Annotated in this window: 9 protein-coding genes; 3 read left to right on the forward strand and 6 right to left on the reverse strand. The window is 45.8% G+C overall.

Going from position 1 to position 12,811, the window contains the following annotated elements; translation table 11 throughout:
* Window positions 1-517: 517 nt before the first annotated feature.
* From R7P69_RS23585 to zntR, 4 genes are all read right to left on the reverse strand, one after another.
* Complete coding sequence (locus tag R7P69_RS23585) at window positions 518-2,653, reverse strand: lysine decarboxylase CadA (RefSeq protein WP_005451159.1); 2,136 nt, start codon at window positions 2,651-2,653, stop codon at window positions 518-520.
* A gap of 117 nt (window positions 2,654-2,770) precedes the next feature.
* Entirely contained in the window at window positions 2,771-4,114 is a 1,344-nt protein-coding gene (gene cadB, locus R7P69_RS23590) for a cadaverine/lysine antiporter (RefSeq protein WP_017821792.1), read from the reverse strand.
* A gap of 673 nt (window positions 4,115-4,787) precedes the next feature.
* On the reverse strand, window positions 4,788-6,350 hold the full coding sequence (cadC, locus tag R7P69_RS23595; RefSeq protein ID WP_238952144.1) for a lysine decarboxylation/transport transcriptional activator CadC: 1,563 nt from the start codon (window positions 6,348-6,350) through the stop codon (window positions 4,788-4,790).
* A 163-nt stretch (window positions 6,351-6,513) separates the two neighbouring features.
* Entirely contained in the window at window positions 6,514-6,912 is a 399-nt protein-coding gene (gene zntR, locus R7P69_RS23600; RefSeq protein WP_005382529.1) for a Zn(2+)-responsive transcriptional regulator, read from the reverse strand.
* Window positions 6,913-7,177: 265 nt separating this feature from the next.
* On the opposite strand from zntR, the gene purH reads away from it, so the two are divergent.
* Together purH and purD are read left to right on the forward strand one after the other, a co-directional pair.
* Window positions 7,178-8,770 (forward strand): bifunctional phosphoribosylaminoimidazolecarboxamide formyltransferase/IMP cyclohydrolase, encoded by a 1,593-nt coding sequence (purH, locus tag R7P69_RS23605; protein WP_234499530.1) that lies wholly within the window; start codon window positions 7,178-7,180, stop codon window positions 8,768-8,770.
* A gap of 194 nt (window positions 8,771-8,964) precedes the next feature.
* Entirely contained in the window at window positions 8,965-10,254 is a 1,290-nt protein-coding gene (gene purD / locus R7P69_RS23610; RefSeq protein WP_238952145.1) for a phosphoribosylamine--glycine ligase, read from the forward strand.
* An 83-nt stretch (window positions 10,255-10,337) separates the two neighbouring features.
* Here purD and R7P69_RS23615 read toward each other — a convergent pair whose 3' ends face one another.
* Together R7P69_RS23615 and hupA are read right to left on the reverse strand one after the other, a co-directional pair.
* Window positions 10,338-11,036, reverse strand: a complete 699-nt coding sequence (locus R7P69_RS23615) for a DUF1481 domain-containing protein (protein ID WP_053303483.1) — start codon at window positions 11,034-11,036, stop codon at window positions 10,338-10,340.
* 39 nt (window positions 11,037-11,075) lie between these two features.
* Window positions 11,076-11,348 carry a nucleoid-associated protein HU-alpha gene (gene hupA / locus R7P69_RS23620; protein ID WP_005382524.1) on the reverse strand — a complete coding sequence of 91 codons (273 nt, stop codon included), beginning with the start codon at window positions 11,346-11,348 and terminating at the stop codon, window positions 11,076-11,078.
* 253 nt (window positions 11,349-11,601) lie between these two features.
* On the opposite strand from hupA, the gene R7P69_RS23625 reads away from it, so the two are divergent.
* The gene (locus R7P69_RS23625) at window positions 11,602-12,735 is read left to right on the forward strand and encodes a hemolysin family protein (RefSeq protein ID WP_033907150.1); all 1,134 of its coding nucleotides are present in this window, start codon (window positions 11,602-11,604) and stop codon (window positions 12,733-12,735) included.
* Window positions 12,736-12,811: the final 76 nt, after the last annotated feature.

Raw genomic sequence — 12,811 nt, forward strand, 5'->3', positions numbered from 1 at the left:
GTGACTTTCGTCTCACTCCGTGTCGGTGGATGCGCAGTATAGGGAGTTGAGAAATTAGTACAAGCGTTTTTTGCAAAAAAACTCTCAACCGAACAAATAACGAGCATTCTGCATAGATGCTCAACGATCTTGTCTAATATTTCGGGTTGCAGAGGATCTTTTCATGATGAAACACCTGACTTCTGCATTAAAAGATCGCCGATTTCTTTGTGATTTTGATTGCTGATCTTATCTCTCTTGGTTCTTTTTTCTCTTTCTATCTATATAAAGACGAAAAAAGAGCAGAACGATGACGAACTGCTCTTTTGGTCTTTGCTTTTTATTTGGGGTACTTCAGGTGAAGTCTTGGAAAAGTGTTTCTTCTATATATAGAAGAAAAGATCAGAGCATCCTTGCCCTTCTCTTTACGACAGATTAGTTAGGGGTATATCTAAATGTCGTTATTGTTCGATGACGCATTGAGCTCGTAAGAGTGGAGCATGCTTGCATTCCCAATGACGTCATCTTCGAGAGGAACTTAGTTCTTCAATACTTTTACGGTGTAGCTACCATCTTTTTGTTGGTATAAACCGTGGATGTCGGTTTCGAAACCTGGGTAATGCGCACCGATCTCACAAAGCATCTCTAGGAAGTCCAGCACAGGGCGAGACTCTTGAGTCACCATTTCACCAGGAAGTACTAGTGGCACACCTGGAGGGTAAGGAAGGATCATGTTCGCACTTACGCGGCCAACCATTTCTTCCAGTTTGATTTCTTCTACGTTACCGCGAAGCTCTTCTTGCCATGCTGCGTGTGGTGTTACTTTCATTTCTGGAAGTACATCGAACGCTTTGTACATTAGCTCTGGTAGGTTGTATTTCTTAGTTAGGTCATGAATTGCTTGTGCTAGTTCTTGAACGCGCATGCCTTCATAGAAGCTTGGGTCTTCGTTGTATAGCGAAGGTAGGAAGCTCTTGATGGTTAGGTTCAAGTCGTAGCCACGTTTAAATTCAGTTAGGCCGCGTAGCAATTGCATTGCTTTTGATTTGTCGATACCGATTGAGAATAGGAACAACAAGTTGTATGGACCTGTTTTCTCTACCACGATGCCGCGCTCGTCTAGGAATTTAGCCACCAGCGAAGCAGGAATACCTGATTCTTCTAGTTCGCCTTCTTTATTCATCCCCGGAGTCAGTAGCGTTACTTTGATTGGGTCAAGATACATGTGGTTGTCATCCATGTTCTTGAAGCCGTGCCATGTGTCGCTAGGGTCTAGTTTCCAACATTCCGTGGTATCGATGTTTTCTGGTTGCCATACATCGAAGAACCAGCTGTCGCTTTCTGCTTCTAGACGTTTGATCTCTTTACGGAAGCGGATTGCGCGATCGATAGAGTCTTGCATCAACTTCTTACCAGTGTTGCCGCGCATCATTGCCGCTGCAGTTTCAGTAGAAGCAACAATGCCGTACTGAGGTGAAGTTGAAGTGTGCATCATGAATGCTTCGTTGAAAGATTCTTTATCAAAGTCGCCTTTCACGTGAATCATTGAAGCTTGTGAGAACGCTGCCAACAGTTTATGTGTTGATTGTGTTTCGTAGAACACTTTGCCTGGCATCGCTTCACCACTCATACCACATTTACCTTCGTAAATTGGGTTGAAGTTAGTGTAAGGCACCCAAGCACTGTCGAAGTGGATGTGTTTACAATCTAGCGACTCTTTGATGAATTGTGTGTTGTACAACAGGCCATCGTAAGTTGAGTTAGTCACTACTGCGTAAGTTGGTGCTGTTGCACCTGGTGTCTTCGCCACTTTCTCTGCAATGACATCGCGGCTGAATTCGCTTTGTGGAATACCACCAAGGATGCCGTATGCGTTACGAGTTGGGCGGAAGTAGATTGGTGTCACGTCGCTCATCATCATTAGGTGAGTCAGAGATTTGTGACAGTTACGGTCAATCAGTACTGTGCTGCCAGCAGGTGCTGAGTACATACCAACGATTTTGTTCGATGTAGACGTACCGTTAGTTACGATGTACGAGCTGTCTGCATTGAATGTGCGTGCGATGTATTCTTCTGCATCTTTATGTGGACCTGAGTGGTCGAGCAGAGAACCTAGCTCAGGCATTGAGATTGATACGTCCGCTTTGAATGTGTTTGGACCGTAAAAATCGTAGAAGATGCTACCAGCAGGGCTTTTCTGGAATGCAGTACCGCCCATGTGACCTGGAGTACAGAAGGTGTATTTACCTTCTTCTACGTATTTGAATAGCGCTTTAGTGAATGGAGGCATGATGGCATCTTTGTATGCCTCAGTCGCTTGGTTGATTTTGATAGCGATGTCGTCAGCCATACCTAAAGCGTACTCGAAGAAGCTCACGTTTAGACGTAGGTCTGTTAGTGAAATGTCTAGAGTAGACTGTTCGTTAGCAAATGCGTGAACAGGCAGTTTTTCGTTGATTTGGCTGATACGTTCACATAGCTCTAGTGAGTATTTATCCCAGTCGAACAGCACACCGCAAATGCGAGGGTTCATCTCAATCATTTTGATCAAGTCTTTATCATCTACTGGGTAAACCACTTCGTAGCCCGCTTTCTCAAGAGCAGCGTGAAGTTGACGAACTGGCTCTTCTTTAAAGAACACACCCATGTGGTTCAAGATAGCGAATATATTCATTTGGACATCTCCAAGGCAAATGAGGGCGCTCTTTGCCATTTACAGGCAATGAGTAAAGTGAGCGCCGCGTGAATTTGGGTTTTATGGGCTGGCACCTTAGTGCCAGCGTTTTGGGGATTAGTTGCTTGCTTGGGCAGGCATGTCGTCAGCGTGCATTTTCACGTACTGAGCAAGACCTGCTTTTTTGCTGTAGAACATCAAGATAACTAGAGACACGATGAAGGTTGCTGTTAGCGTACCGCCCTCTGCACCTGCTAGTGCGATGAAGCAGAACAGACAAGCCACACCAGAGAACAGCATTACGAAGCCGTTGCGTGTTGTCATACCTTCGAAGCGAATCAAGTTAATGCTTGAGTAGAAGTAAGGCAGCATTGTTAGTAGAACTGCGTCAGTCGTTAGCTGGTTGAACAGGTCTGATGCGTGTGCTGTTTTAGAGCTGAAGAACATCAGTACAACCATCAGTGCAGTCATCTTGATTGACGCAAGGATTAGACCTTTCTTAGGCACACCGTTTTTGTCAGTTTCGCCGTAGATTTTAGGGAAGTTGCCATCGCTTGCTGCACGTTTACCAGCCTCGCCCACCAGCATCATCCAAGAACCTAGCGAAGTGAAACATGCTAGTGCTGTGAATGCTGATACGAATGGTGCAGTCCAGCTACCGAATAGCTCAGTGGTTGCCAATGCAAATGGCGCACCTGATGCCGCAACTTCTGACGCTGGGAACATGCCGCTGATCATTTGAGTTGATAGGATGTAAATCACACCTGCGATACCAGTACCTAACATAGTTGCTAGTGGTACAGTACGTTTAGGGTTTTCTACCATACCAGTCGATACCGCAGCTGATTCCACACCTACGAATGACCATAGGCAGATAAGAACCGCTGTTACTACCGCGTGGCTGTCAGTGCCTGCTGATACGTTCCAGTTTTGGCTGTAAAGCGCAGTATCGAAGTGCGTCCAACCAAATGCAGCTGTACCAACAACTGGGATAAGGATAAGAACTAGACCAAGCGTACATAGACGGCTTACCCAGCTACCACCAAGTAGGTTGACGAAAGTGAAGATCCATACCGATGCAATCGTCGCAATACCTGCTGGGATTGGGTTATTAAGCACAGGGAAGAATACTGAAAGGTAAGAAACACCTGTAATGGCAATAGCCAGGTTACCAATCCAGTTCGCGTGGTAATAAAGAACGCCCGTTTGGAAACCAAATACCGGAGACACTTCGCCAGCATAAGCGATAGGACCACCTTCTTGTGGGTTTTTGGTTGCCAGACGAGCGTAAACGAACGCCAGACTCAGTGCACCGACCAAACAGATCAGCCAACTGAAGATTGAAACAGAGCCTACAGAGGCAAGACTAGAAGGTAATAGTGCAATACCACTACCCATCATGTTACCGGCTACGACACCCGTACAGGCAATAAGGCCGATTTTTTTCGCATTCGATGACATAACATCTCCAAATCTATTCTACTCGAGTCAACATGACTCAAACTGAATGGTTATTAGCGAGATGCTATGAGGAGGAACCTTCTCGACCTCGCTAAATTTCGAAGTGAAGACTACGCCCAAAAATCGGGAAAAAAATAAACTTGGTGTTATCAATAAAATGATTAGTTCATCAACATCAAGTTGAGATAAACATGATAAACACAAAAATATAAAACTATATTATTCATACGGTTATAAGAAAAACATCAAACCTTCTACCGATAGATAAACTCTCATCAACTCGTTGGTCATCGCGATAAAAGTTATCAACCTCTATCAACTTCCCCATCCCGAAGGGTTAATTCCCTGAAGTGTTGATTCCATAAATCTCTCCCTGATCGCGCTTTTTGACCCACATCAATATTCATCTCGCCTGCAAGAAAGCATCAAAATCATTCTCGCCACATAACTCAGCCAGACACTTCATACAATCAATAGAGATAGAGATAGAGATAGAGATAGAGATAGAGATAGAGAAGCAAAGCGGGTATGTATTCCCGTTGCAAGCTTGCGCTGTTAGCTCCTTCGTAAGTCATTGCCCCACCGCCTCACCCTTTGCACTTTTCGACAGCGACAAAAAAGCCCCTCACCGAAATGAGGGGCTAGCATTAGACTGACGTTGAGTCCGAGAGAATTAAAGCATTCGAACGACAGAAGGGTGAACGGCGCGATACATGGCGTAATCAATCGCCTTCATGTTACTTGGGAAGACCAAGTTTTCGCACAGCAGGTACGTCTCAACCGACGTATCAATATAGAAAGCTTCACTGTAAGACTCACTGGCTAAATCCAGATCACCGTCCAATTCGGCGTGCTTACCGCGAATCACATAGGAAAGCACTGAATCACGTAACCTCAATGCCTGTCCGAGATGCCGCTTGGCTAACGCCTTGTCACCAATGATGGTTTCGTGCAGTGCTAAAGCTTCATAAATTCGCGGTTGAATTGGCCCCACCATCATTTTCACATTAGTCTCTAGTGCTTCACTGAGCTGCTGCATTCGCCCTTTCTTCAACTCCTGTGAGAAATCAAGTGCCTTTTGTACATGGTAAGCAATCAACAACTCAGCTTGAACGTAAGCATTATCCGGCTCGATTTCTAAAATGTTTTCCATCAAGTCGATACCTTGGCGGAATTGTTTAGTATCAGAGACATTAAGGTAATGGTTAGCCTGAACAAACAACTCCAACGCGTCGGGATTTATTGGCATTCCCGCCACCAGCATCGTAGATTTCAATTTGGCATCCGATACTTTCAGCACTTGCATCAAATCCAACGACGCTTGTTGAAGCACTGTCTTTAAATGACTACTGGTTAACGCGTATTGACGACTAAACAACACCTTTTCAGATGAGTTATTGCGATATTCCACCTCTAAAAAGCTACCACCATCATTTTCACGAACCCGCACCACAACCGATTTGCCCGGCACAATACCCGAGGTAAACGACGCCTTCTTTAGCATGACTCGGTAATCGCTCACTTGAGCAATGTCGGACATCAACTTTTGGGCGAATCCGTCTGCCAAATCGTAGCTTAATCCTTCATTCGTAAAATTATCTTGAAACTTGAACTCAATCAGATGGGTATCGATGGCTTGGGTAATACGCACTTCCGATTGCTTGTAGGTAAACACGCCCATCACTACGACCAACATACTGATCCAGATGAAGTTCATAATTCCCAATCGCCAAGGACTGATTTTGTTTTTGCTCTGAGGTGCTTTTTTCTCTTTTGACATCTCGCAGACCGCGCGAGTTAGAGGACCGGCAGGAAAGGTAACGGCTGGTGCTATAGGTAGACAATCCTCTTCCGATTCTTCAACCGAAGGTGGGATCTCTTCATTTTGCCGACTTGTGACAAACTCTTCATGCGTCATAGCAACCACGTTCGCTACCAGCTTATAGCCACGCTTGGGCACCGTGATAACGTAGTTGGTATTTTCCTCTCGACCGTCACGTAGTAGCTTACGCAACTCAAAGATGGATTGAGTCACCACTTGATCGGTCACAATCGCTCCAGCCCAAACGTACTGAATCAATTCCTCGCGGTTGAACACCTCATTCGCATGCTCCGCTAAGAAGTGCAAAAGATTAATTAAGCGTGGCTCAACAGTAACTTCCCTATCTTGTCGATACAGCTTATTTTCATCAACGCTCAAAACCCAGTCATTGATTTGAAAATAGACTCCAACCATGTATGAAAACTCTCGTATCTACAGACAGCGTTACGCTAGGAATCAGACAATGGTCGATTCCTACAAGTAACTAAAGGCAAGATTATAGGTGGGAAAGCAGCGTGTACCTAGAAAAGCAAGTCGCCAAAAATGCAAACTTAAGTTAAGTGATGCAAGAATGAGACTACTCAAGTGCTGCGAGGATAGAGCAATGTGTGGCGTCATCGTCTGTATGACCACAACAAGCATCATTAATCTTCTTTAACGCTCGGCGAATTTTCGTCAGCTCGTTAATTTTCCCATCAATCAGCTCTAACTTAGCAGAAGTAATGGCTTTTACCTCTGCACAGCTGTGTTCTGTCGCTTCTAACTTAATTTCTAACAGGTCTTTAATTTCATCCAGACTCAAGCCAAGATCTTTACCTTTGAGGATAAAGTGCACCTGCTTTTGATTCTCTTCATCATACAAGCGGTAGCCTGATTCGCTTCGCCCTGCGGGTTTTATTAGCGCGTTTTTCTCGTAGAAACGCAATGTATCGGCAGTCACACCACAACGTTTTGCCAGTTCACCTATCTGAAACATAACTTTCCCTATTAACTATCTCGTTACTTTTAAAGCTAAAGAACGACTTTTTTGCAATTATTTTTGAGATGCCAAACGATTGCGCGAGCTTTTTTGTAATAAATTGGTTAGAATACGCGCCATCAAATGTGGAGACTGTTTTCTAACCAGAAAACACCCTGCAAAGGTCTTTACCAAAACTGGCCAATATTTTACCCCAAGAGGTAAAAACAAGTTCATTTTTGGCAAACATCTTTAACTCCGTGAATTTGAGGAAAATGGAAGCATGAATAACGCTCGTCCTATTCGCCGTGCGCTTATCAGCGTATCAGACAAAACAGGTATTGTTGAGTTTGCACAAGCTCTTGCTGAGCGCGGTGTCGATATCCTATCTACTGGTGGTACAGCTCGCCTACTTGCCGAACAAGGCATCGCCGTAACTGAAGTCTCTGACTACACTGGTTTCCCAGAAATGATGGACGGCCGCGTTAAAACGCTTCACCCAAAAGTTCACGGTGGTGTGCTTGGTCGTCGTGGCCAAGATGATGACGTGATGGAAAAGCACGGCATCAACCCTATCGATATGGTTGTCGTAAACCTATACCCATTCGCAGAAACCGTTGCCAAAGAAGGCTGTACACTAGCCGACGCTGTTGAAAACATCGATATCGGCGGCCCAACCATGGTTCGTTCTGCAGCGAAAAACCACAAAGACGTGACTATCGTTGTTAACGCAGGTGATTACGGCCGCGTAATTGCAGAGATGGACGCAAACGAGAAGTCTCTAACACTAGAAACTCGCTTCGACCTTGCCATCGCTGCTTTTGAACACACTGCCGCTTACGATGGCATGATCGCAAACTACTTCGGCACTATGGTTCGATCTTACGGTGAGAACAAAGAAGGTGATGAAGAGAGCAAATTCCCTCGTACGTTCAACCAACAGTTCGAGAAGAAGCAAGACATGCGCTACGGTGAGAACAGCCACCAAGCAGCCGCATTCTACGTTGAAGCAAACCCACAAGAAGCATCCGTTTCTACTGCTCGCCAAATCCAAGGTAAAGCCCTTTCTTACAACAACATCGCAGACACGGACGCCGCACTTGAGTGTGTGAAAGAGTTCAACGAGCCAGCATGTGTGATCGTAAAACACGCGAACCCATGTGGTGTAGCGCTGGGTAAAGACATTCTAGAAGCATACAACCGCGCTTACCAAACTGACCCAACATCAGCGTTCGGCGGCATCATTGCATTCAACCAAGAGCTAGATGCTGAAACAGCAACCGCTATTGTTGAACGTCAATTCGTTGAGGTCATCATCGCTCCTTCCGTTTCTGCTGAAGCGATTGAAGTGGTTGCCGCGAAGAAGAACGTACGTCTACTTGAGTGTGGCGAATGGACAACGAAGACAACTGGCTTTGACGTGAAACGCGTGAATGGCGGTCTACTGGTTCAAGACCGCGACCAAGGCATGGTAAGCCTAGACGACCTAAAAGTGGTTTCTAAGCGCCAGCCAACAGAAGAAGAGCTAAAAGATGCACTGTTCTGCTGGAAAGTAGCGAAATACGTGAAATCTAACGCGATCGTTTACTCGAAAAGCGACATGACTATCGGTGTAGGTGCTGGCCAAATGAGCCGCGTTTACTCTGCGAAAATCGCAGGCATCAAAGCTGCAGACGAAGGTCTACAGGTTGAAGGTTGTGTAATGGCATCAGATGCATTCTTCCCATTCCGTGACGGTATCGACGCGGCTGCAGAAGCAGGCATCAAGTGTGTTATCCAACCAGGCGGTTCTATGCGTGATGACGAAGTTATTGCAGCGGCAGACGAACACGGCATGGCGATGATCTTTACCGGTATGCGTCACTTCCGCCACTAATCCTCTCGTCTTCACTGGGACGATAACTGCGTTGACGGCGTTCACTTATCCTAATCACATAGCATACTATGCTCATAGGAATAAGTTCACTTGTCGCCTTGTCCTCGTCCCATTGAATTAGAGAGGCCATACTCAGGTCTTTGCGAAATATCTGAGTTTGAGCAAACGGTATTTATAAGATTAAGGATTTTCATATGCGAGTTTTAATCATTGGTTCAGGCGGTCGTGAACATGCGCTAGGCTGGAAAGCAGCGCAAAACCCAAATGTTGAGACTATTTTCATTGCTCCAGGCAACGCAGGTACAGCACTAGAGCCAAAACTAGAGAACGTAAACATCGATGTAGAAGACATCGCTGGCCTTGTTGCTTTCGCCAAAGAGAAGGCGATTGAACTGACTATCGTTGGCCCAGAAGCACCGCTGGTTATTGGTGTGGTGGATGCGTTCCGCGAAGCGGGCTTACCAATCTTTGGTCCTACCCAAGCCGCAGCGCAGCTTGAAGGCTCTAAAGCGTTTACTAAAGACTTCCTTGCTCGTCACCAAATCCCAACCGGTGCCTACGCAAACTTCACAGAAATTGAACCAGCGCTTGCTTACGTGCGTGAGCAAGGTGCACCGATCGTGGTGAAAGCCGACGGCCTTGCTGCTGGTAAAGGCGTGATTGTGGCAATGACGCTAGAAGAAGCGGAAGACGCAATCAAAGACATGCTAGCAGGCAACGCATTTGGTGATGCTGGTAGTCGTGTCGTTATCGAAGAATTCCTAGATGGTGAAGAAGCAAGCTTCATCGTGATGGTGGATGGTGAGAACGTTCTACCAATGGCCACCAGCCAAGACCACAAACGCGTAGGCGACAAAGATACTGGTCCTAACACCGGTGGCATGGGTGCATATTCTCCTGCTCCAGTGGTGACACAAGAAATCCATAACCGCATTATGGAAGAAGTGATTTACCCAACGGTACGTGGCATGGCCGCTGAAGGTAACCCTTACACTGGTTTCCTATACGCGGGTCTGATGATCGACAAAGACGGCACTCCGAAAGTAATCGAGTACAACTGCCGCTTCGGTGATCCTGAGACACAACCTATCATGATGCGCATGGAATCGGATCTTGTTGATCTGTGTCTAGCGGCAATCGACGAGAAACTGGATCAAGCGGAATCGAAGTGGGATCCACGAGCATCGATTGGTATCGTGCTAGCAGCCGGTGGTTATCCAGCAGCGTACAACAAAGGCGACGTTATTTTGGGTCTGCCACAAGTTGAAATTGAAGGCGAAAAAGTCTTCCATGCTGGTACAGATAGCAAAGATGGCGACATCGTGACAAACGGTGGTCGTGTTCTTTGTGCAACCGCACTTGGCAACAGTGTATCAGAAGCGCAGCAGCGTGCTTACGAGCTTGCAAAACAGATCAGTTGGGATGGCATGTTCCATCGCAACGACATCGGCTACCGTGCAATTGCACGTGAGCAAGAAAAATAAAAACAACATAAGTTGGCTAAAAAACAAAAGGCGCACTCAGCGCCTTTTTTATTGTTCTTGTTCGACAGAATTCGAAGCAATGTTTATTCAGAGATCAACTTTGGCCGAGAAACACAATCAAAGTCATCGTCATTGAGCATCAACAGTTCATCGACCATTGCTTTGTTTCGTGACTGCTTGCCGACAAAAGCCACATAACTGTCTACCGATGAGAGACGCTCGATAATAAATTTTGGCAGCGTCTGATTAAACTCGAGTGTCGAGAACACCTTACCTTTGCAGGTTTCAAACGATTGACCATTCCAATAACCTTGAATAAGGCTCTGATTGTTACGAGACTGCGCCTTAACCGATGCCACTACGTCATTCGCTTCTGCTTTGTAGCGCTCTAATTGGTCATGCTGGAGTGGTAAGACTTTACGGTTAACACGATATTGTTGGTAAACCGCTTCGCCATCTTTATTGAAACGGATGTGGATTTGAAAAGGCACCAACTCTTGTTTGGTATCAACTTGCTCGCCTTTTCGAATCAACTCTCGCAACTCACCTTCGTCCCAGCGATAATCACTCTGGAACCAACCATTGTCCCCCATAGTCACATAATCAGCCGCCGTACTCACACGAGTGAGTTTCTCTGTCATCCAGTACAAGCTGCTAGCATCTCCCGCAACTTTACCACCAGAAAAATGCGTGAATTGTTCTAAATTAGGAGTTTCAACCGATGAACAGCCAAAAAGGGTAAGGCTAGATAGGAGAAGTGAAGTGAGTAGATGTTTTTTCATGAAATTGCACCGAGGCAGGATACCTCGGTGCATTCTAACTTAGTTTACTGATTCTTTCAGCGCTTTACCTGCTACGAATGCTGGTACGTTAGCTGCTGCGATTTGAATCTCGTCACCAGTCTTAGGGTTACGACCAGTACGTGCAGCGCGGTGGTTTACTTTGAATGTACCAAAACCAATTAGTTGAACTTGGTCACCCTCTTTAAGTGCGCCAGTTACACCATCAAGAGTCGCTTCAAGAGCAGCTTTTGCTTGTGCTTTTGATAGGTCTGCTTTCTCTGCGATAAAGTCGATTAATTGGGTCTTGTTCATTAGGTTTCCCTTCTCATAGGTTATCGAATTCGTCTCACTCTAAAACATAAATGCCCCATCTGGCAAAGGTTTGTAAGCGATCTTTCGATTTTCTGACGTACTTTTAGCCATAATATGAGTAATAACTCACAATTTGTTACCACATACCCCCTGAAAACCCTTGCTTTCCAAGGTATTTGGACCAATTTATAAGTCACTTTTGCGGTTATAATAGCTGCAAATAACCACTATCAAACTACATTCAAGGGCAACTATGCTGCTGTTATCCATTTATATCTCTATCGCAATCGGCATTTCGTTTATCTGTTCGGTGCTGGAGGCGGTACTGCTGAGTATCAGTCCGAGCTACATTGCGCAGCTCAATCAACAGGGGCATCCCGCAGCTGGGCAATTGGCTAAGCTGAAATCAGATATCGACCGACCACTGGCATCTATTCTGACTTTAAACACCATCGCTCACACTATCGGCGCGGCCACTGCTGGTGCACAAGCTGCGGTTGTATTTGGTAGCGAAGCATTAGGTATCTTTTCGGCAGTGCTGACATTGGCGATCTTAGTGCTTTCAGAAATCGTACCGAAGACGATTGGCGCGACCTACTGGCGTCAGTTGGCACCCACTGCCGCGGTCGCATTGCGTTGGATGGTATGGGCGCTTACACCCTTTGTTTGGTTCTCAGAGCAAATCACCAAGCGTCTTGCTCGTAACCACGAAGCTCCAAAGATGCGTGATGAGCTGTCTGCAATGGCGATTCTGGCACGTGAAAGCGGTGAGTTTGCCGAGGGTGAATCAAAAATCTTAAGCAACTTGCTTGGCATCCAAGATGTACCCGTAACGCAGGTTATGACGCCACGACCAGTAGTATTCCGTGTCGATGCCACAATGACCATCAATGAGTTCCTAGAAAAACACAAAGATACGCCTTTCTCACGCCCATTGGTTTACAGCGAGCAGAAAGATAACATCATTGGTTTTGTGCATCGCCTTGAGTTGTTCAAACTACAACAATCAGGTAGTGGACAGAAACAGTTGGGAGCAATCATGCGCCCAATTCAAGTGGTGCTAAACAATACCACTTTACCTAAAGTATTCGACCAGATGATGACTCATCGCTTACAGCTGGCACTTGTTGTTGATGAATACGGTACCGTGCTAGGTTTGGTAACGTTGGAAGATATTTTTGAACACCTCGTAGGCGAGGAGATCATCGACGAAGCAGATAAAAGCACTGACATGCAGGAGCTGGCTTACCAACGCTGGGAAAGCTGGAAAGAAATGCACGGCGTAATCGAAAGCCGCGATGACGATGAAGAAGATAACGAGCTGGAGAAGCAGGATAAAGAGCCAGAAGCTCAAGAGCCACCGAAACCCGACTCGAAAGAATCGTAATCAGCATTAGGTATAACAGCTTAAACGCACAAACAAAAAAGGCATCCAGTTAGGATGCCTTTTTCTATTTATTCAA

Source organism: Vibrio sp. 661, from assembly GCF_033339315.1.
Lineage (GTDB): Bacteria > Pseudomonadota > Gammaproteobacteria > Enterobacterales > Vibrionaceae > Vibrio > Vibrio alginolyticus.